Below are 21,423 nucleotides of genomic sequence, written 5' to 3' on the forward strand. Positions count from 1 at the left end.
TCCTTACTCAGCACTGCTGCTGAAATCGAGATCTTGGCCTGGCTGAAGGGAGATAACTGCCTTCTTCCAGTCATTACGCTTGCCCAGGCCGCGAGCAGTGCGCTTGGTTTTACCCAGAACATTCAGGGTAGTCACGCGCTCTACTTTCACGCTGAACAGGCTTTCGACGGCCTTCTTGATTTCCAGCTTGGTTGCATCGGTAGCAACCTTGAAAACGAACTGACCTTTTTTGTCTGCCAGAACCGTAGCCTTCTCGGAAACGTGCGGGCCAAGCAGAACTTTAAATACGCGTTCCTGGTTCATCCCAGCAGCTCCTCGAATTTCTTCACGGCCGACACGGTGATCAACACCTTGTCGTATGCGATCAGACTAACTGGATCGGAACCTTGCACGTCACGTACGTCGACGTGAGGCAGGTTGCGAGCAGCCAGGTACAGGTTCTGATCAACAGCGTCAGACACGATCAGGACGTCAGTCAGACCCATGCCATTCAGCTTGTTCAGCAGGTCTTTGGTTTTTGGAGCTTCAACAGCGAAGTCCTGAACCACGACCAGACGATCAGTACGTACCAGCTCAGCAAGGATGGAGCGCAGTGCAGCGCGATACATCTTCTTGTTCAGCTTTTGCGAGTGGTCCTGAGGACGCGCTGCAAAGGTGGTACCGCCGCCGCGCCAGATTGGGCTACGGATGGTACCGGCACGAGCACGGCCAGTACCTTTCTGACGCCATGGGCGCTTGCCGCCACCGGAAACGTCGGAACGGGTTTTTTGCTGCTTGCTACCCTGACGGCCGCCAGCCATGTAGGCCACGACTGCTTGGTGAACCAGCGTCTCGTTGAACTCGCCGCCGAAAGTCAGTTCGGAAACTTCGATCGCTTGAGCGTCATTTACATTTAATTGCATTTCAGCTTCCCCTTAACCGCGAGCCTTGGCTGCCGGACGCACAACCAGGTTGCCGCCAGTAGCGCCAGGAACAGCACCCTTGACGAGCAGCAGATTGCGTTCAGCGTCGACGCGCACAACTTCCAGGGACTGCACGGTCACGCGCTCAGCGCCCATATGACCGGACATTTTTTTGCCCTTGAATACACGACCAGGAGTCTGGCACTGGCCGATAGAGCCAGGGACGCGGTGGGAAACGGAGTTACCGTGGGTGTTATCTTGACCGCGGAAATTCCAACGCTTGATGGTACCGGCAAAGCCTTTACCCTTGGACTGACCGGTAACGTCTACCAGTTGGCCTGCAGCGAAGATTTCAGCATTGATCAAGTCGCCAGCCTGGTACTCGCCTTCTTCAAGACGGAATTCCCAGACACCGCGACCCGCAGCAACGTTCGCCTTGGCGAAGTGGCCTGCTTGAGCAGCAGTCACACGCGAAGCGCGACGCTCGCCGACAGTGACTTGCACTGCACGATAGCCATCGGTTTCTTCAGTTTTGAACTGGGTGACGCGATTCGGTTCGATCTCAATGACCGTGACCGGAATGGAGACACCTTCTTCGGTGAAAATACGGGTCATACCGGATTTTCGACCGACTACACCAATAGTCATGTTGTAAACCTCATGAGTGTACGGGGCTTTCACCCGCTATGGCCGCCCATTTCAGAGCGTTACACGACTAAGACCCTGTCTTAGCCGAGGCTGATCTGCACTTCCACACCTGCCGCAAGATCAAGCTTCATCAGCGCATCAACGGTTTTATCCGTTGGCTGGACGATGTCCAGAACGCGCTTATGAGTACGGATCTCGTACTGGTCACGCGCGTCTTTGTTGACGTGCGGGGAGACCAGAACGGTGAACCGCTCTTTGCGAGTAGGCAGTGGAATTGGACCACGCACTTGAGCACCAGTACGTTTCGCGGTTTCCACGATTTCCTGGGTGGATTGGTCGATCAGGCGATGGTCAAAAGCCTTCAACCTGATACGGATTTGCTGATTTTGCATTGGATTTCAGACTCCAGGCTGCTATTCCCACCGGGCGCACTACGCCCGTTAAAAGGAGGCGTGATTCTATAGACCGCCTGACTGGGTGTCAACCCAATAAAAAAGCCCCCGCAGAAGCGGGGGCCTTTTTCAAGCGATCAGCGATTACTCGATGATTTTGGCTACAACGCCAGCGCCTACGGTACGACCGCCTTCACGGATTGCGAAGCGCAGACCGTCTTCCATTGCGATGGTTTTGATCAGGGTAACAGTCATCTGAATGTTGTCACCTGGCATTACCATTTCAACGCCTTCCGGCAGTTCGCAGTTACCGGTCACGTCAGTGGTACGGAAGTAGAACTGAGGACGGTAGCCTTTGAAGAACGGAGTGTGACGGCCGCCTTCTTCTTTCGACAGAACGTAAACTTCTGCGGTGAACTTGGTGTGCGGCTTGACCGAACCTGGCTTGACCAGAACCTGGCCACGCTCAACGTCGTCACGCTTGGTACCACGCAGCAGAACGCCACAGTTCTCGCCAGCACGACCTTCGTCGAGCAGTTTGCGGAACATTTCAACACCGGTGCAGGTGGTGACGGTGGTGTCACGCAGACCAACGATTTCCAGTGGGTCTTGAACGCGAACGATACCGCGCTCGATACGACCAGTCACAACGGTACCACGACCCGAGATCGAGAATACGTCTTCGATTGGCATCAGGAATGGCTTGTCGGTCAGACGAACTGGCTCAGGGATGTAGGTATCCAGAGTTTCAACCAGTTTACGAACGGCAGTGGTGCCCATTTCGTTGTCGTCTTTGCCTTCCAGAGCCATACGAGCCGAACCGATGATGATCGGGGTGTCGTCGCCTGGGAAGTCGTAGGTGGACAGCAGGTCACGAACTTCCATCTCGACCAGTTCCAGCAGCTCAGCGTCGTCTACCAGGTCAGCCTTGTTCAGGAAGACCACGATGTACGGAACGCCTACCTGACGGGACAGCAGGATGTGCTCACGGGTTTGTGGCATCGGACCATCGGCGGCCGAGCAAACCAGGATCGCGCCGTCCATCTGGGCAGCACCGGTGATCATGTTCTTCACGTAGTCAGCGTGACCTGGGCAGTCAACGTGAGCGTAGTGACGAATAGTCGAGTTGTACTCAACGTGAGCGGTGTTGATGGTGATACCGCGAGCTTTTTCTTCTGGAGCCGAGTCGATTTTGTCGAACTCAACAACGGCCGAACCGAAAACTTCGGAGCAGACGCGAGTCAGAGCAGCGGTCAGGGTGGTTTTACCGTGGTCAACGTGGCCGATGGTGCCGACGTTTACGTGAGGTAGGGAACGATCAAATTTTTCTTTAGCCACGACAGTGAACTCCTAGCCTAAAGGGGCTGAATCAGCCTTGTTTTTTAACGATAGCTTCGACGATGTTCGACGGAGCTTCGGAGTATTTGGAGAATTCCATAGAGTAGCTCGCGCGACCCTGGGACATGGAACGGACGTCGGTCGCATAACCGAACATCTCACCCAACGGAACTTCGGCGCGGATAACTTTGCCGGAAACCGTGTCTTCCATACCCTGAATCAGACCGCGACGACGGTTCAGGTCACCCATCACGTCGCCCATGTAGTCCTCAGGTGTTACAACTTCAACCTTCATGATCGGCTCAAGAACAACACCGCCACCTTTGGTAGCCAGTTGCTTGGTCGCCATGGAGGCTGCCACCTTGAACGCCATCTCGTTGGAGTCGACGTCGTGGTAAGAGCCATCGAACACAGTAGCCTTCAGGCCGATGAGCGGATAGCCGGCAACAACACCGTTCTTCATCTGCTCTTCAATGCCCTTCTGGATAGCTGGGATGTATTCCTTAGGAACCACACCACCGACTACTTCGTTCACGAATTGCAGACCTTCCTGACCTTCGTCAGCAGGGGCAAAACGAATCCAGCAGTGGCCGAACTGACCACGACCGCCGGACTGGCGAACGAACTTGCCTTCGATCTCACAAGCCTTCGTGATTTTCTCACGATAGGAAACTTGTGGTTTACCGATGTTGGCTTCAACGTTGAACTCACGGCGCATCCGGTCAACCAGGATGTCCAGGTGCAACTCACCCATACCCGAGATGATCGTTTGACCAGTCTCTTCGTCGGTCTTGACGCGGAAAGATGGGTCTTCCTGAGCGAGCTTGCCCAGAGCGATACCCATTTTTTCCTGGTCATCCTTGGTTTTTGGCTCAACGGCAACCGAAATAACCGGCTCCGGGAAGTCCATGCGAACCAGGATGATTGGCTTGTCAGCGGAGCACAGGGTGTCACCAGTGGTGACGTCCTTCATGCCGATCAGGGCCGCGATGTCGCCAGCGCGCACTTCCTTGATCTCTTCGCGAGTGTTTGCGTGCATTTGCACCATACGACCCACGCGCTCTTTCTTGCCCTTGACCGAGTTGATCACGCCGTCGCCGGAGTTCAACACGCCCGAGTAAACACGAGCGAAGGTCAGGGTACCCACGAATGGGTCGGTAGCGATCTTGAACGCCAGAGCCGAGAACGGCTCGTTGTCGTCTGCATGACGCTCCATTTCGACAGTCTCGTCATCCGGGTCGGAACCCTTGATGGCAGGAATGTCGACAGGTGCAGGCAGGTAGTCGATAACGGCGTCCAGAACCAGGGGAACGCCCTTGTTCTTGAACGAGGAACCGCAAACGGCCAGAACGATTTCGCCGGCAACAGTACGCTGACGCAAAGCAGCCTTGATCTCTTCGATCGACAGCTCTTCGCCTTCCAGGTACTTGTTCATCAGCTCTTCGTTGGCTTCGGCAGCTGCCTCGACCATGTTGCTGCGCCATTCTTCAGCCAGTTCCTGCAGTTCAGCAGGGATAGCTTCACGGCGAGCAGTCATGCCCTTGTCAGCGTCGTCCCAGTAGACGGCTTCCATGGTCATCAGGTCGATCTGGCCCTGGAAGTTGTCTTCCGCGCCGATAGCGAGCTGGATAGGCACCGGAGTGTGACCCAGACGCTGCTTGATCTGACCGACAACGCGCAGGAAGTTCGCACCGGCACGGTCCATCTTGTTCACGTAAACGAGACGTGGAACACCGTATTTGTTGGCTTGACGCCATACGGTTTCGGACTGAGGCTCAACACCCGACGTACCGCAGAACACAACGACAGCGCCGTCGAGTACGCGCAGCGAACGCTCTACTTCAATGGTGAAGTCAACGTGGCCGGGGGTATCGATGATGTTGAAGCGGTGTTTCGGGAACTGCTTGGCAGAACCTTCCCAGAACGCAGTGGTAGCTGCGGAAGTAATGGTAATACCCCGCTCCTGCTCCTGCACCATCCAGTCCATGGTCGCGGCGCCATCATGCACCTCGCCCATTTTGTGGTTTACGCCTGTGTAGAACAGGACGCGCTCGGTGGTCGTGGTTTTACCCGCGTCCACGTGAGCAACGATACCAATGTTACGGTAGCGTTTGATATCAGTTGTACGAGCCATAAAGCCCTCGCAAAATAATTGACGCTGGATTTAGAAGCGGTAGTGCGAGAACGCTTTGTTGGCTTCAGCCATACGGTGAACGTCTTCACGCTTCTTAACTGCAGCACCTTTGCCTTCGGCAGCGTCCAACAGTTCGCCGGCCAAACGCAGAGCCATGGACTTTTCACCGCGCTTGCGCGCGAAGTCTACCAGCCAGCGCATTGCCAGGGCGTTACGACGGGAAGGACGAACTTCGACCGGAACCTGGTAAGTAGCACCGCCTACACGGCGCGACTTCACTTCGACCAGCGGAGCGATGGCGTCGAGAGCTTTCTCGAAGATTTCCAGTGGGTCGCTGTTCTTGCGTTCTTTAACCTTTTCCAGCGCGCCATAAACGATACGCTCGGCAACGGCTTTCTTGCCGCTTTCCATCACGTGGTTCATGAACTTGGCCAGGATCTGGCTGCCGTATTTTGGATCGTCAAGCACTTCGCGCTTGGCTGCTACGCGTCTTCTTGGCATGGATAAGCCCTCAAACGGTCTTCAGGTTAGCTCGGGACATCCCACCCTGAGGTGCGGGACCCGACCTTACTCTTATCGACTCAGAAAAATAGATAATTGCAATGTGCTGCAAGCGACCATTACTTCGGACGCTTGGTACCGTACTTCGAACGACCTTGGTTACGACCTTTGACGCCGGAGGTATCCAGGGAGCCGCGAACGGTGTGGTAACGAACACCTGGCAAGTCTTTTACACGACCGCCACGAATCAGGACCACGCTGTGCTCTTGCAGGTTGTGGCCTTCACCGCCGATGTACGAGGAAACCTCGAAACCGTTGGTCAGGCGCACACGGCATACTTTACGCAGTGCCGAGTTAGGTTTTTTCGGCGTGGTGGTGTACACACGGGTGCACACGCCACGACGTTGCGGGCAGTTCTGCAGCGCAGGTACGTCGGATTTCTCGACGATACGCTTACGCGGCTGACGTACCAGCTGGTTGATAGTTGCCATCTACTAGCTCCACTGTTGTCTTGCGACGCTATTGTCTTGCAAGAAAAGCAAAATGGCAGGACATACGTCCCGCCAGATTTAGGGGTACAAGAGTCTAAAGAGGATCTTGTCCCCAGTCAAGGCAAGGCCCTGCCCTCCCCGACCAGCCGAACCTGGACATTGTGTGTCCAGATTCTTCGATCGCAGAGACCAGGGCCCTACTTTGTTCAGTTACCGCTGGAGTTAAGCGCTTCAGTCAGTGCTGCTTCGACTTCGCTCGCGCTCACACGCAACGGCTTGTCGGCTTCACGGCGACGCTTGCGCTCGCTGTGGTAGGCCAGACCGGTACCCGCTGGGATCAGACGACCCACGACCACGTTTTCTTTCAGGCCGCGCAGGTAGTCGCGCTTGCCGGTTACCGCCGCTTCGGTCAGTACGCGGGTGGTTTCCTGGAAGGAAGCCGCCGAGATGAACGATTCGGTGGACAGCGAGGCCTTGGTGATACCCAGCAACACACGGGTGAACTTGGAGATGAACTTGTCTTCACCGGCCAGGCGCTCGTTCTCGCCCAACACGTGAGTCAGTTCCATCTGGTCGCCCTTGATGAAGCTGGAATCGCCCGACTCGGCAATCTCGACCTTGCGCAGCATCTGGCGCAGGATGGTTTCGATGTGCTTGTCGTTGATCTTCACGCCTTGCAGACGGTAAACGTCCTGGATCTCGTTGACGATGTACTTGGCGAGCGCGCTCACACCCAGCAGACGCAGGATGTCGTGCGGATCGCTAGGACCGTCGGAGATAACTTCGCCGCGGTTGACCTGTTCACCTTCGAACACGTTCAGGTGACGCCACTTCGGAATCAGCTCTTCGTACGGATCGGTGCCATCGTTCGGGGTGATGACCAGGCGGCGTTTGCCCTTGGTCTCTTTACCGAAAGCGATGGTGCCGCTGACTTCAGCCAGAATCGAGGCTTCTTTCGGACGACGCGCTTCGAACAGGTCGGCAACACGCGGCAGACCACCGGTGATGTCGCGAGTTTTCGAAGTTTCCTGTGGAATACGGGCGATAACGTCACCCACACCCACTTGCACACCATCCGCCACGCCGACCAGGGCGTTGGCTGGCAGGAAGTACTGAGCCGGTACGTCGGTACCTGGCAGCAGCAGATCCTTGCCGTCGACACCCACCATCTTCACGGCTGGGCGAATTTCCTTGCCCGCTGCAGGACGGTCTTTGGCGTCCAGTACTTCGATGTTGGTCAGACCGGTCAGTTCGTCGGTCTGGCGCTTGATCGTAATACCTTCTTCCATGCCCACGTAGGTCACGGTACCTTTCATTTCGGTAACGATCGGGTGAGTGTGCGGGTCCCACTTGGCCACGATTGCGCCAGCGTCGACCTTGTCGCCTTCCTTCACCGAGATCACGGCACCGTACGGCAGCTTGTAGCGCTCGCGCTCACGACCGAAGTCGTCGGCGATGGCCAGCTCACCGGAACGCGACACAGCAACCAGGTTGCCGTCGGCACGCTCAACGTGTTTCAGGTTGTGCAGACGAACCACACCACCGTTCTTCACCTGGACGCTGTCGGCAGCCGAAGTACGGCTTGCAGCACCACCGATGTGGAACGTACGCATGGTCAGCTGGGTACCCGGCTCACCGATGGACTGGGCAGCGATAACGCCGACCGCTTCACCGATGTTCACCTGGTGACCACGAGCCAGGTCACGACCGTAGCACTTGGCGCAGATGCCATAGCGGGTTTCACAGCTGATCGGCGAGCGAACGATCACTTCGTCGATGCTGTTGAGTTCGATGAACTCTACCCACTTTTCGTCTACCAGGGTGCCGGCAGGGACGATGATTTCGTCGGTGCCTGGCTTGAACACGTCACGAGCGATAACACGGCCCAGTACGCGCTCACCCAGCGGCTCTACCACGTCGCCGCCTTCAATGTGCGGGGTCATCAACAGACCCTGCTCGGTGCCGCAGTCGATCTCGGTAACCACCAAGTCTTGCGCCACGTCTACCAGACGACGAGTCAGGTAACCGGAGTTAGCGGTTTTCAACGCGGTATCCGCCAGACCCTTACGAGCACCGTGAGTGGAGATGAAGTACTGGAGTACGCTCAAACCTTCACGGAAGTTCGCGGTAATTGGCGTCTCGATGATCGAGCCGTCCGGCTTGGCCATCAGACCACGCATACCGGCCAACTGACGAATCTGAGCTGCCGAACCCCGGGCACCGGAGTCAGCCATCATGTACATCGAGTTGAAGGATTCCTGGTCAACTTCGTTGCCATGGCGGTCGATGACCTTCTCTTTCGAGAGGTTGGACATCATTGCCTTGGAAACTTCGTCGTTGGCCTTGGACCAGAGGTCGATCACCTTGTTGTACTTCTCGCCCTGGGTTACCAGGCCGGAAGCGTATTGGCTTTCGATCTCTTTCACTTCGTCGGTAGCGGTACCGATGATGCGAGCTTTCTCATCCGGGATAACAAAGTCGTTAACACCGATGGAAACACCCGAAATCGTCGAGTAGGCGAAACCGGTGTACATCAACTGGTCAGCGAAGATAACGGTCTCTTTCAGACCAACCACGCGGTAGCACTGGTTGATCAGCTTGGAGATCGCCTTCTTCTTCATCGGCGTGTTGACGACGTCGAACGACAGGCCTGGTGGTACGACCTGGAACAGCAGCGCACGGCCGACGGTGGTGTCGACGATACGGGTGTTCTTGACGCTGCCGCCATCACGATCGTTTACAGTCTCGTTGATGCGCACTTTGATTTTTGCGTGCAGAGCTGCTTCGCCGGCGCGGAATACGCGGTCGACTTCCTGCAGATCGGCAAACACGCGGCCTTCGCCCTTGGCGTTGATCGCTTCACGGGTCATGTAGTACAGACCCAGTACAACGTCCTGCGAAGGAACGATGATTGGCTCACCGTTGGCTGGCGACAAGATGTTGTTGGTCGACATCATCAGCGCACGGGCTTCAAGCTGGGCTTCCAGGGTCAGCGGTACGTGGACCGCCATCTGGTCGCCGTCGAAGTCGGCGTTGTACGCAGCACAGACCAGAGGATGCAGCTGGATAGCCTTACCTTCGATCAGTACCGGTTCAAACGCCTGGATACCCAGACGGTGAAGGGTCGGTGCACGGTTGAGGAGCACTGGGTGTTCGCGAATCACTTCGGCGAGAACGTCCCATACCTCTGGCAGTTCGCGCTCGACCATCTTCTTGGCGGCCTTGATGGTGGTAGCAAGACCACGCATTTCCAGCTTGCCAAAGATGAACGGCTTGAACAGCTCCAGGGCCATCTTCTTCGGAAGACCGCACTGGTGCAGGCGCAGGGTCGGGCCTACGGTAATTACCGAACGACCGGAGTAGTCAACGCGCTTGCCGAGCAAGTTCTGACGGAAACGACCCTGCTTACCCTTGATCATGTCAGCCAGGGATTTCAGAGGACGCTTGTTGGAACCTGTGATGGCACGACCACGACGACCGTTGTCCAGCAGGGCATCGACCGCTTCCTGCAGCATGCGCTTTTCGTTGCGCACGATGATGTCAGGGGCCGACAGGTCCAGCAGACGCTTCAGACGGTTGTTACGGTTGATCACTCGACGATACAGATCGTTGAGGTCGGAAGTCGCGAAGCGACCGCCATCCAGTGGTACCAGTGGACGCAGGTCTGGCGGCAGAACCGGCAGAACGGTCAACACCATCCACTCAGGCAGGTTGCCGGAACCCTGGAAGGCTTCCATCAACTTCAGGCGCTTGGACAGCTTCTTGATCTTGGTTTCCGAGTTGGTCTGCGGAATTTCTTCGCGCAGGCGGCCGATCTCGTGTTCCAGGTCAATGGCGTGCAGCAGTTCGCGGACAGCCTCGGCACCCATGCGGGCGTCAAAGTCGTCACCGAACTCTTCGAGGGCTTCGAAGTACTGCTCATCGTTCAGCAGCTGACCCTTCTCCAGGGTAGTCATGCCCGGGTCGATAACGACATAGCTCTCGAAGTAGAGAACGCGTTCGATATCACGCAGGGTCATGTCCATCAGCAGGCCGATACGCGACGGCAGCGATTTCAGGAACCAGATGTGGGCAACAGGCGATGCCAGCTCGATGTGCGCCATGCGCTCACGACGAACCTTGGCCAGCGCAACTTCAACGCCGCACTTCTCGCAGATCACACCGCGGTGTTTCAGGCGCTTGTACTTACCGCACAGGCACTCGTAGTCCTTGACTGGGCCAAAGATCTTGGCGCAGAACAGGCCGTCACGCTCAGGCTTGAACGTACGGTAGTTGATGGTTTCCGGCTTTTTAACTTCACCGAACGACCACGAACGGATCATCTCAGGCGACGCCAACCCGATACGGATTGCGTCAAACTCTTCGACTTGACCCTGGTTTTTCAGCAAATTCAGTAGGTCTTTCAAGGCCTTTCCTCCTGGCGGAGCAGGGAGTGGGCTTTAGGGGCCCACTCCCGATTCGCGTCGCGTGTTATTCGGTTTCCAGATCGATATCGATACCGAGGGAACGAATCTCTTTGATCAACACGTTGAAGGACTCGGGCATGCCCGGCTCCATACGGTGATCGCCGTCCACGATGTTTTTGTACATCTTGGTACGACCGTTCACATCGTCCGACTTCACTGTGAGCATTTCTTGCAGGGTGTAGGCAGCACCGTAAGCTTCCAGTGCCCAGACCTCCATCTCCCCGAAACGCTGACCACCGAACTGAGCCTTACCACCCAGCGGCTGCTGGGTAACCAGGCTGTAGGAACCAGTGGAACGCGCGTGCATCTTGTCGTCCACCAAGTGGTTCAGTTTCAGCATGTACATGTAGCCAACAGTAACGTGACGCTCGAACTTGTTGCCGGTACGGCCGTCGAACAGCTGCATCTGGCCGCTTTCTGGCAGGTCTGCCAGTTTCAGCATGGCCTTGATCTCGCTTTCCTTGGCACCGTCGAATACCGGGGTGGCCATAGGAACGCCAGCACGCAGGTTCTTCGCCAGGTCCAGGATTTCCTGGTCGCTGAAGCTTTCCAGGTTCTCTTGGCGGCCACCGATCTCGTTGTAGATCTCGGTGAGGAACTTGCGCAGTTCGATGACTTTACGCTGCTCTTCGAGCATGCGGTTGATCTTTTCGCCCAGACCCTTGGCCGCGAGGCCCAGGTGGGTTTCCAGGATCTGACCGACGTTCATACGCGAAGGTACGCCGAGCGGGTTGAGGACCACGTCCACCGGGGTGCCATTGGCATCGTGCGGCATGTCTTCAACCGGCATGATCACGGAGACCACACCTTTGTTACCGTGACGACCGGCCATCTTGTCGCCCGGCTGGATGCGGCGACGGATTGCCAGGTAAACCTTGACGATTTTCAGCACGCCTGGAGCCAGGTCATCGCCTTGCTGCAGTTTGCGCTTCTTGTCTTCGAACTTGTCGTCCAGCAGGCGGCGACGGTCAACGATGTACTGCTGGGCTTTCTCCAGCTGTTCGTTGAGGGCGTCTTCTGCCATGCGCAGCTTGAACCACTGACCGTGTTCCAGACCGTCCAGGACTTCGTTGGTGATTTCCTGACCTTTCTTCAGGCCGGCACCACCGTCGACGATCTGACCGACCAGGGCCTGACGCAGACGCTCGAAGGTTGCACCTTCAACGATACGGAACTCTTCGTTCAGATCCTTGCGGATCTCGTCCAGCTGGCTCTTCTCGATCGACAGTGCACGAGCGTCGCGCTCAACGCCGTCACGGGTGAAGACCTGGACGTCGATGACAGTACCCTTGGTGCCGGTAGGCACGCGCAGGGAGGTGTCCTTAACGTCGCTGGCTTTCTCACCGAAGATGGCGCGCAGCAGTTTTTCTTCCGGAGTCAGTTGGGTCTCGCCCTTGGGAGTGACCTTGCCGACCAGGATGTCGCCAGCGCCGACTTCGGCACCTACGTAAACGATACCGGCTTCGTCCAGCTTGTTCAGCGCTGCTTCACCCACGTTCGGGATGTCAGCGGTGATTTCCTCTGGGCCAAGCTTGGTGTCACGGGCCACACAGGTCAGTTCCTGGATGTGGATCGTGGTGAAACGGTCTTCCTGAACCACACGCTCCGACAGACAGATGGAGTCTTCGAAGTTGAAACCGTTCCAGGCCATGAACGCGATGCGCATGTTCTGACCCAGCGCCAGTTCACCCATGTCGGTGGACGGGCCGTCGGCCATGATGTCGCTGCGCTGAACGCGATCACCCTTGCTCACCAGCGGACGCTGGTTGATGCAGGTGTTCTGGTTGGAGCGGGTGTATTTGGTCAGGTTGTAGATATCTACACCGGCTTCGCCTGGCTCGACTTCGTCATCGGCTACGCGAACGACGATACGGCTGGCATCCACGGAGTCGATAACGCCGCCACGACGGGCCACGACGCAAACGCCGGAGTCACGGGCAACGTTGCGCTCCATGCCGGTACCTACCAGCGGCTTGTCGGCACGCAGAGTCGGTACAGCCTGACGCTGCATGTTGGAACCCATCAACGCACGGTTGGCGTCGTCGTGCTCCAGGAACGGGATCAGCGAGGCTGCGACCGAGACTACCTGCTTGGGCGAAACGTCCATCAGGGTTACGTCTTCAGGCGCCTTCACGGTGAATTCGTTCAGGTGACGTACGGCTACCAGCTCGTCGATCAGGACCTTGTTCTCGTTCATGGTCGCCGAAGCCTGCGCGATCACGTGATCGGCTTCTTCAATGGCGGACAGGAACACGATTTCGTCGGTGACCACACCCTCTTTAACAACGCGGTACGGGCTTTCCAGGAAGCCGTACTGGTTGGTGCGCGCATAAGCGGCGAGGGAGTTGATCAAACCGATGTTCGGACCTTCAGGCGTTTCGATCGGGCATACACGGCCGTAGTGAGTCGGGTGTACGTCGCGAACTTCGAAGCCTGCGCGCTCACGGGTCAGACCACCAGGGCCGAGTGCGGAGACACGGCGCTTGTGGGTAATTTCCGAAAGCGGGTTGTTCTGGTCCATGAACTGCGAAAGCTGGCTGGAACCGAAGAACTCTTTCACCGCGGCCGCTACCGGCTTGGCGTTGATCAGGTCCTGAGGCATCAGGCCTTCGCTTTCTGCCATCGACAGGCGTTCCTTGACCGCACGCTCAACACGTACCAGGCCAACACGGAACTGGTTCTCGGCCATTTCGCCTACGCAGCGAACACGACGGTTACCCAGGTGGTCGATGTCATCGACGATGCCTTTGCCGTTGCGGATGTCGACCAGGGTCTTCAGTACGGCAACGATGTCTTCCTTGCTCAGCACGCCCGAACCTTCGATCTCGGTACGACCGATACGACGGTTGAACTTCATGCGACCTACAGCGGACAGGTCGTAGCGCTCGGGGCTGAAGAACAGGTTGTTGAACAGGGTCTCGGCAGCATCCTTGGTTGGCGGCTCGCCAGGACGCATCATGCGGTAGATCTCGACCAGCGCTTCCAGTTGGTTGGCGGTGGAGTCGATCTTCAGCGTGTCGGAGATGAACGGACCGCAGTCGATGTCGTTGGTGTACAACGTTTCGATACGGACAACCTGGGCCTTGGCAATCTTGACCAGCAGGTCGGTGCTCAGCTCAGTGTTGCACTCGCACAGGATTTCGCCCGTAGCTGGGTGAACGATGGCCTTGGCGGTAGTGCGACCCAGCACGTAGTCCAGCGGAACTTCCAGCTCTTTGATGCCGGCTTTTTCCAACTGGTTGATGTGACGGGCAGTAATACGACGGCCCTGCTCCACGATCACCTTGCCGGTGTCGTCAAGGATGTCCAGGACGGCAATTTCACCGCGCAGGCGCTGAGGCACCAGTTCCAGGCTGAGCTGTTCGCCCTGCACGTGGAATACGTTGGTGGTGTAGAACGCATCGAGGACTTCCTCGGTGCTGTAGCCCAGGGCGCGCAGCAGTACCGACGCAGGCAGCTTGCGACGACGGTCGATACGGACGAATACACAGTCTTTCGGATCGAACTCGAAGTCCAGCCACGAACCGCGGTAAGGAATGATACGGGCCGAGTACAACAGTTTGCCGGAGCTGTGAGTCTTGCCACGGTCGTGGTCGAAGAACACACCTGGCGAACGGTGCAACTGGGAGACGATGACGCGCTCGGTACCGTTGATTACGAAGGTACCGTTCTCGGTCATCAGGGGGATTTCCCCCATGTAGACTTCCTGCTCCTTGATGTCCTTGATCGCTTTGTTCGACGATTCTTTGTCGAAAATGATCAAGCGTACTTTTACCCGCAAAGGTACGGCGTACGTCACGCCGCGCAATACGCATTCCTTGACATCAAAGGCCGGTTCGCCCAGGCGATAACCAACGTACTCCAGAGCAGCGTTGCCGGAGTAGCTGATGATCGGGAAAACGGATTTGAAGGCCGCATGCAGACCGACGTCACGGAACTGGTCCTTGGTCGCGCCCGCCTGCAAGAATTCGCGATACGAATCCAGCTGGATAGCCAAGAGGTACGGTACGTCCATGACGTCCGGCAACTTGCTAAAGTCCTTGCGGATACGTTTTTTCTCAGTGTATGAGTAAGCCATCAGCGTTCCCCAGCTTGGTCACCTGCTTGTTTGGCTCCTCCCGACGGGGAGCAGCCAGAAAATCGTGCAAACCCCTTGGTTTGCGCCACCATCATCGGTGGTTGAAGCACGTTACTGGCGCCGACCTGGTCAGCGGCCAATAACGGAAAAAGGCCGGTGGCATGAGCCACCAGCCATCAGCCTGTCGCTTATCGCTCGGGCTGGAGACGCACAGTCGAAATTACTTAACTTCGACGGTAGCGCCAGCTTCTTTCAGCTGAGCAGCAGCTTTTTCAGCGGCGTCTTTGGCAACGGCTTCCAGGATAACCTGAGGAGCGGTGTCAACCTTCTCCTTGGCTTCTTTCAGGCCCAGACCGGTCAGCTCGCGAACAGCCTTGATCACGTTTACTTTCTTCTCGCCAGCGGCGGTCAGAACAACGTTGAACTCGGTTTGTTCTTCAACAACGGCGGCAGCAGCAGCTGGACCAGCCGATGCAGCAGCAGCGGTAACGCCGAATTTTTCTTCGAAAGCTTTGATCAGCTCAACAACTTGCAGAACCGACATCTCGGCGACGGCGTTGAGGATTTCTTCTTGAGAAATGGACATGACTCTTTTCCTGAATTGGGGGACGGCCTACGCGACCATCGAAATAAACAAAAAACGCGAGAAGCGAACGGCCCTTAGGCTGCTGCGGCTTCTTTCTGGTCGCGAACTGCTGCCAGGGTACGGGCCAATTTGCTGGTAGCGCCTTGAATCACGCTCATCAGCTGGGAAATGGCTTCGTCACGGGTCGGCAGTGTTGCCAGTACGTCGATCTGATTAGCTGCGAGGAACTTGCCCTCGAACGCAGCTGCCTTGATCTCGAACTTGTCCTGACCCTTGGCAAACTCTTTGAACAGACGGGCAGCAGCGCCCGGGTGATCGGTAGAGAATGCAATCAGGGTCGGGCCTTTGAACGCGTCGTTGAGAACCGAATAGTCGGTGCCCTCAACAGCGCGCTTGAGCAGGGTGTTACGTACAACACGTACGTATACGCCAGCTTCGCGGGCCGCTTTACGGAGTCCGGTCATAGCGCCTACAGTCACACCACGGGCATCAGCCACGACAGCGGACAGGGCACCTTTGGCAGCCTCGTTGACTTCAGCGACGATGGCCTTCTTGTCTTCGAGTTTAATTGCCACGGGTTTAACTCCTGCTTGTTACCGTTTCATCTGGCCGAGGCCGGATGTCGTTTTGGTGTCTAGTTCCTAAAGGAACCGGGAGCACCATCTGCGTAGGCTTGTGGTTTAAGGCTTGCGCCGCCTACGGTCTTGGATAGCCCCCGCAAAGCAGGGACCCCAATTTTTTCCAGCAGGGCCGATCGCTCGCCCCTGCCTTGCGTCTTAAGCGGTCAGGGAACCCTGATCGATCATCAGACCTGGGCCCATAGTGGTGCTCAGGGTGACGCGCTTGACGTAGATACCTTTCGAGGAAGCTGGCTTGATACGCTTCAGATCAGCGATCAGGGCTTCAACGTTTTCCTTCAGCTTGACAGCGTCGAAACCGACCTTGCCAACGGAAGTGTGGATGATGCCGTTTTTGTCGGTGCGATAACGAACCTGACCAGCCTTGGCGTTTTTAACCGCGGTGGCTACGTCTGGAGTCACGGTACCGACTTTCGGGTTAGGCATCAGGCCACGTGGACCCAGGATCTGACCCAGTTGACCTACAACGCGCATGGCATCCGGGGATGCAATGACTACGTCATAGTTCAGGTCGCCGCCTTTCATTTCGGCAGCCAGGTCGTCCATGCCAACGCGGTCTGCGCCTGCAGCCAAGGCAGCTTCAGCAGCTGGACCTTGGGTGAAGACAGCAACACGTACAGTCTTGCCAGTGCCGTGTGGCAGCACGGTAGCGCTACGTACGACCTGGTCGGATTTACGTGGGTCAACGCCCAGGTTCACGGCGATGTCGAACGACTCGCTGAACTTGACGGTCGACAGCTCGGCCAGCAGAGTGGCGGCTTCTTCGAAGTTGTAGACTTTGCCAGCTTCGATCTTGGAAGCAATAGCCTTTTGGCGCTTGGTCAGCTTAGCCATTACACACCCTCCACGTTGAGGCCCATGCTGCGAGCCGAACCAGCGATGGTGCGCACGGCGGCGTCCATGTCGGCAGCGGTCAGGTCAGCATTTTTTGCCTTGGCGATATCTTCCAGCTGAGCGCGAGTCACGGTACCGACTTTAACGGTGTTCGGACGAGCGGAGCCGCTGGTCAGGCCAGCAGCTTTCTTCAGCAGAACCGAAGCTGGGGTGCTTTTGGTTTCGAAGGTGAAGCTACGGTCACTGTAAACAGTGATGATAACTGGAGTCGGCAGGCCGGCTTCTTGACCCTGAGTACGGGCGTTGAAGGCCTTGCAGAATTCCATGATGTTCACACCATGTTGACCCAGAGCCGGGCCGACGGGCGGGCTAGGGTTGGCCTGGCCGGCCTTTACTTGCAGCTTGATGTAAGCCGTGATTTTCTTAGCCATGAGCTACTCCAATATCGGGTACAAGCGCCAACAAAGGCTCCCCGGTTGCTTGCGTTTTATCCCAGAGACGACAAAACCCCGCAGCTTACGCCTGCGGGGCATGGGATATGCCTTCAATCAGACCTTTTCGACCTGACTGAACTCGAGCTCTACCGGAGTAGAGCGTCCGAAAATAAGCACGGCCACTTGGATCCGGCTCTTCTCGTAGTTGACTTCTTCGACGGTACCGTTGAAATCCGCGAATGGACCATCGGTAACGCGAACAACCTCACCCGGCTCGAACAGAGTCTTGGGCTTCGGCTTGTCGCTGCCATCAGCGACACGACGCAGGATAGCTTCAGCTTCCTTGTCGGTAATAGGTGCAGGCTTGTCGGCAGTACCGCCAATGAAGCCCATCACACGAGGGGTGTCCTTGACCAAGTGCCAAGTACCCTCGTTCATTTCCATCTGGACCAGCACATAGCCTGGGAAGAACTTACGTTCGCTTTTGCGCTTCTGGCCATTGCGCATTTCTACCACTTCTTCAGTGGGGACCAGAATTTCGCCAAAACCGTCTTCCATGCCAGCCAGCTTTACACGCTCAACCAAAGAGCGCATAACATGCTTCTCGTAACCCGAGTAGGCATGCACAACGTACCAACGCTTAGCCACGGGACACCCTTAGCCGACGATCAAGGAAACAAGCCAGCCGAGCAGGGAATCGAGCCCCCACAACAGCAACGCCATGACCAGGACGACCGCTACTACGATCAGCGTGGTCTGAGTGGTCTCTTGGCGAGTTGGCCATACGACTTTACGGATTTCGGTACGAGCTTCCTTTGCCAGGATGAAGAACGACTTGCCCTTGGCAGTCTGCAGTGCGGTAAACGCAGCTACAGCAGCAATGACGAGCAGTGCAAGCACCCGGTACAGGATCGGAGACGCGTGGTAATACTGATTACCAACCACGCCAACCACCACCAAAGCGACAACAACAAGCCACTTGAGCAGATCAAAGCGAGAGTCTTGGGCTTCAGCCTTAGGGGTCATCTAGGAGGATCCTGTAAAAAGAAAGCCAGACATCACCGTGTGAATCTGGCAGGTCAGGAGGGAATCGAACCCCCAACCTACGGTTTTGGAGACCGTCGCTCTGCCAATTGAGCTACTGACCTAAAACATAATCAGGCCGACCATTATGCCGACCCGAACAAGTGATTTCAACCACTTATAAAACAAAGGCAGATATTTTCATATCTGCCTGAGTAATGGAGCTCTTGAGCGGATTTGAACCGCTGACCTCACCCTTACCAAGGGTGTGCTCTACCAACTGAGCTACAAGAGCGAAACACTTTGCACAACCAGCAAACTTGGAGCGGGTAGCGGGAATCGAACCCGCATCATCAGCTTGGAAGGCTGAGGTTCTACCACTAAACTATACCCGCAGAGCCTGCTGCTCACGCTAAATTGGTGGAGGGGGAAGGATTCGAACCTTCGAAGTCTGAGACGTCAGATTTACAGTCTGATCCCTTTGGCCGCTCGGGAACCCCTCCTGAACGTGGGCGGCATTATCAACTCTTGCCGTCCTTGTGTCAAGCGCTTTTTTCAATTAAATCTTGAACTTAGCTTCTTTTGACACCTGCTTCACTGCTTCGGCGTTTCCGCTTATCGCTGTGGAGCGGGCGCCATTCTATGCAAGGATCAAGGTACTTGCAACCCCTCGCACAACATTATTTTCTGTTTTAAGTCTTTGAAATCATTGGAAAGTCTCTGTATCAGGGTTTCGTCCAGCAAACGCCGGCTTTCGGGCGATATGCGCAACCAGTGAGAAATGCCTTCAGGGGCGCTCACCGGCACTGCACGCGACGAAATATCCAGGCTGGTGAGCCGCTGCTCAATCGGTGCGAGCTGCTCGGGACGCGAAAAACCGCCCAGGTACAGGCAGTTTTCATCGCGCGCCTCCGGCCTGGCGGCCGCGGCCGCGCGTGCGCGACTGTCGTCCGACTCGCTCAACAGCCGAATATCCTGCTGCGCCCCTTTATACAGGGAGAGCGAAGCGATCTCCTTGGGGCGCTGGGGTGCTTCCTGCTGATGCCACACGTAGTAGAAAACGTTGAGTACAACGAGCAGTAGAAAAAACCAGCGCATAATCACCTCAAGCAGTCGGACAGGCGATGGCAAGACCAACGAACACCAGGTCGGCAATGACCCGTGCCTGGGGCGCCACATCCTTGACCAGGTCGGCATCGCCACCGGTAAGGAACACAGTGAAGCCATTTCCCCAGCGTTGTGCCGCCAGTTCAAGCTGGGTCAGCACAAACCCGCGCATCATCAGCGTGCAGCCACGCTCGACGGCCTCCACCGTATTGCGACCAGGCTCATGGCTGCCATGGGCGCGCTCGGCAGATTGATCGTCATAGCGGATCTTGCGAGTGTGTGTGCGCAGGTGGCCACGCATCAGTGGCATCCCGGGACAGATGAAGCCCCCTGCATGCTCACCATCGTCGTCAACGAAGTCAGAAGTAACGGCTGTGCCGAGATCGATCACCACGCAAGCACCTGCTGCCAGGTGATAACCGGCTACCAACGCCACCCAACGATCCAGGCCCAGCCGCTCGTACTCCTGGTAACCGTTGCGCACACCAGCCAATACCTGGGATGGACGCACGCAAGTCGCCTGGACGCCAAATGCCAGGGCCAGTGCCTGGGTCAATCGAGTGGTCTCATCTTCATTGCGCACGCTTACCAAACGGCAATGACGCAGCTGCAAGCCATCAATGGCGTTAAGGGCATCCACCAGCATCTGATCGCCATCCACCACGCCGCCGGTGATGCGCGCACCGCCTTCGGACTCGACGACCCGCCATTTGATGAAACTATTCCCGCAGTCCAGCTCAAGAATCATTGCGCAACCTCAGACTGAGCTCACCGCCACTAAAACTCTTTTCCGCGCCATCAACCTGAAGGCGCAAGGCACCTTGATGATCAATTCCCAGCACTACACCATCCACCTGGTTGACGCCGGCAATCAATGACACCGCACGCCCCTGCCAGGCATGGTTGGCTTCCCACAATGGCTGGATGGCCGCGAAGCCTTGTTCACGATGCAAGGCCAGATACGCCTGGAGACGCTGGTTGAGCAACGCTACCAGTTGGTTGCGATCAACTGCCCGCCCAGCCTCCAGCTGCATCGACGTCCACTGCTGGTCGACCGCATCAGTGGACTGCATGTTCACATTGATGCCGATCCCCAGCACCACATGACAGACATCAGCCGGGTCACCCACCAGCTCCAGGAGGATGCCGGCAATCTTGCGTTGCTCTACCAATACATCGTTGGGCCACTTGAGCCCCGCCTTTGTGATGCCCAGCTCACGCAATGCCTGCATGACAGCAAGCCCGACGACCAGGCTCAGGCCTTCCAGCTGGCGCATGCCACCTTCTATACGCAGCACCAGGCTGTAATACAGATTTTCCGCGAACGGGCTGACCCAGGTACGACCACGACGGCCTCGCCCTGCAGTCTGGCGTTCAGCCAACACCAGGAATGGCGCAGCCTCACCCCGATCGACTGCACGCAACGCTTCAGCATTGGTAGAGTCGATCGAGTCATGAATAAAGACAGGCCAGCACTGGGTGCCGGCGTAGGTGTCGATGGCGTCGGTATCGAGCAGCGCAAGCGGCGCGGCCAGCTGATAGCCGCGGCCACGAACCTTGTGAATAGGGAGATTGAGTTCCGCCTCAAGGTGCTGCAGCTGCTTCCATACCGCGCTGCGGCTGATGCCCAGCGCAGCCCCCAATGCTTGCCCGGAATGGAAGCGACCATCCCTCAACAGCTTCAACAACGTCAACATGCCAGATTCGCCTCACGATGAGGCAGGCATGATAGCCATGCTGATGGCTGTTGCATAGAAAGCCGTAGGCTGTGCCTTGCGATGCGGTATGGCAGGGCTTGCGCCGCTGCCGCAGGGGGTCGTACGCAATCTCGTAGGCGCTGCCGCAACCTGG

The 21,423-nt window shown here is 56.9% G+C and carries 19 protein-coding genes and 4 tRNA genes; all 23 read right to left on the bottom strand.

Translation table 11 applies throughout. The annotated features are described in order from the left end of the window. Window positions 1-3 precede the first annotated feature (3 nt). Window positions 4-303, bottom strand: a complete 300-nt coding sequence (gene rplW / locus PMM47T1_RS24725; RefSeq protein ID WP_008374165.1) for a 50S ribosomal protein L23 — start codon at window positions 301-303, stop codon at window positions 4-6. Continuing rightward, window positions 300-902, bottom strand: coding sequence for a 50S ribosomal protein L4 (gene rplD, locus PMM47T1_RS24730; protein WP_008374167.1), 603 nt, complete (start codon window positions 900-902; stop codon window positions 300-302). Before rplD ends, rplW begins: the two co-directional genes overlap by 4 nt. 12 nt (window positions 903-914) lie before the next feature. Next, window positions 915-1,550, bottom strand: coding sequence for a 50S ribosomal protein L3 (rplC, locus tag PMM47T1_RS24735; RefSeq protein ID WP_008374169.1), 636 nt, complete (start codon window positions 1,548-1,550; stop codon window positions 915-917). 80 nt (window positions 1,551-1,630) lie between these two features. Then, window positions 1,631-1,942: a 30S ribosomal protein S10 gene (gene rpsJ, locus PMM47T1_RS24740; RefSeq protein ID WP_003186070.1), complete on the bottom strand. Its 312-nt coding sequence runs from the start codon at window positions 1,940-1,942 to the stop codon at window positions 1,631-1,633. 144 nt (window positions 1,943-2,086) lie between these two features. After that, entirely contained in the window at window positions 2,087-3,280 is a 1,194-nt protein-coding gene (tuf, locus tag PMM47T1_RS24745; RefSeq protein ID WP_008374172.1) for an elongation factor Tu, read from the bottom strand. A gap of 31 nt (window positions 3,281-3,311) precedes the next feature. Continuing rightward, window positions 3,312-5,414, bottom strand: a complete 2,103-nt coding sequence (gene fusA, locus PMM47T1_RS24750; protein WP_008374175.1) for an elongation factor G — start codon at window positions 5,412-5,414, stop codon at window positions 3,312-3,314. A 30-nt stretch (window positions 5,415-5,444) separates the two neighbouring features. Further along, window positions 5,445-5,915, bottom strand: a complete 471-nt coding sequence (gene rpsG / locus PMM47T1_RS24755) for a 30S ribosomal protein S7 (RefSeq protein WP_002555493.1) — start codon at window positions 5,913-5,915, stop codon at window positions 5,445-5,447. A gap of 119 nt (window positions 5,916-6,034) precedes the next feature. Beyond that, on the bottom strand, window positions 6,035-6,406 hold the full coding sequence (gene rpsL, locus PMM47T1_RS24760; protein ID WP_003186084.1) for a 30S ribosomal protein S12: 372 nt from the start codon (window positions 6,404-6,406) through the stop codon (window positions 6,035-6,037). Window positions 6,407-6,612: 206 nt separating this feature from the next. Next, window positions 6,613-10,812 carry a DNA-directed RNA polymerase subunit beta' gene (rpoC, locus tag PMM47T1_RS24765; RefSeq protein WP_008374177.1) on the bottom strand — a complete coding sequence of 1,400 codons (4,200 nt, stop codon included), beginning with the start codon at window positions 10,810-10,812 and terminating at the stop codon, window positions 6,613-6,615. Between the two features lie 64 nt (window positions 10,813-10,876). Next, window positions 10,877-14,950 (bottom strand): DNA-directed RNA polymerase subunit beta, encoded by a 4,074-nt coding sequence (gene rpoB, locus PMM47T1_RS24770; protein ID WP_008374179.1) that lies wholly within the window; start codon window positions 14,948-14,950, stop codon window positions 10,877-10,879. 220 nt (window positions 14,951-15,170) lie between these two features. Continuing rightward, entirely contained in the window at window positions 15,171-15,536 is a 366-nt protein-coding gene (gene rplL, locus PMM47T1_RS24775) for a 50S ribosomal protein L7/L12 (RefSeq protein WP_008374180.1), read from the bottom strand. 74 nt (window positions 15,537-15,610) lie between these two features. Further along, window positions 15,611-16,111 carry a 50S ribosomal protein L10 gene (gene rplJ, locus PMM47T1_RS24780; RefSeq protein WP_008374182.1) on the bottom strand — a complete coding sequence of 167 codons (501 nt, stop codon included), beginning with the start codon at window positions 16,109-16,111 and terminating at the stop codon, window positions 15,611-15,613. 201 nt (window positions 16,112-16,312) lie between these two features. Continuing rightward, window positions 16,313-17,008, bottom strand: a complete 696-nt coding sequence (gene rplA / locus PMM47T1_RS24785; protein WP_008374184.1) for a 50S ribosomal protein L1 — start codon at window positions 17,006-17,008, stop codon at window positions 16,313-16,315. Beyond that, window positions 17,008-17,439, bottom strand: coding sequence for a 50S ribosomal protein L11 (gene rplK / locus PMM47T1_RS24790; RefSeq protein WP_008374187.1), 432 nt, complete (start codon window positions 17,437-17,439; stop codon window positions 17,008-17,010). Before rplK ends, rplA begins: the two co-directional genes overlap by 1 nt. A gap of 117 nt (window positions 17,440-17,556) precedes the next feature. Further along, a complete protein-coding gene (gene nusG / locus PMM47T1_RS24795; RefSeq protein ID WP_008374189.1) occupies window positions 17,557-18,090 on the bottom strand; it encodes a transcription termination/antitermination protein NusG in 534 nt (177 codons plus the stop codon). A gap of 9 nt (window positions 18,091-18,099) precedes the next feature. Next, window positions 18,100-18,468 carry a preprotein translocase subunit SecE gene (gene secE, locus PMM47T1_RS24800; RefSeq protein WP_008374191.1) on the bottom strand — a complete coding sequence of 123 codons (369 nt, stop codon included), beginning with the start codon at window positions 18,466-18,468 and terminating at the stop codon, window positions 18,100-18,102. A gap of 46 nt (window positions 18,469-18,514) precedes the next feature. After that, window positions 18,515-18,590 (bottom strand) — tRNA-Trp (locus tag PMM47T1_RS24805). 94 nt (window positions 18,591-18,684) lie between these two features. After that, window positions 18,685-18,760 (bottom strand) — tRNA-Thr (locus PMM47T1_RS24810). Between the two features lie 26 nt (window positions 18,761-18,786). Then, window positions 18,787-18,860 (bottom strand) — tRNA-Gly (locus PMM47T1_RS24815). Between the two features lie 23 nt (window positions 18,861-18,883). Continuing rightward, window positions 18,884-18,968: transfer RNA gene (locus PMM47T1_RS24820), tRNA-Tyr, on the bottom strand. A gap of 148 nt (window positions 18,969-19,116) precedes the next feature. Next, window positions 19,117-19,563, bottom strand: a complete 447-nt coding sequence (locus tag PMM47T1_RS24825) for a hypothetical protein (protein ID WP_008374193.1) — start codon at window positions 19,561-19,563, stop codon at window positions 19,117-19,119. Between the two features lie 7 nt (window positions 19,564-19,570). Beyond that, window positions 19,571-20,320 (bottom strand): pantothenate kinase, encoded by a 750-nt coding sequence (locus PMM47T1_RS24830; protein ID WP_008374195.1) that lies wholly within the window; start codon window positions 20,318-20,320, stop codon window positions 19,571-19,573. Beyond that, window positions 20,310-21,269: a bifunctional biotin--[acetyl-CoA-carboxylase] ligase/biotin operon repressor BirA gene (gene birA, locus PMM47T1_RS24835; RefSeq protein WP_008374197.1), complete on the bottom strand. Its 960-nt coding sequence runs from the start codon at window positions 21,267-21,269 to the stop codon at window positions 20,310-20,312. The genes PMM47T1_RS24830 and birA overlap by 11 nt, the downstream gene beginning before the upstream one ends. Window positions 21,270-21,423 lie beyond the last annotated feature (154 nt).

This window comes from Pseudomonas sp. M47T1 (genome assembly GCF_000263855.1).
In the GTDB taxonomy this organism is placed as follows: domain Bacteria; phylum Pseudomonadota; class Gammaproteobacteria; order Pseudomonadales; family Pseudomonadaceae; genus Aquipseudomonas.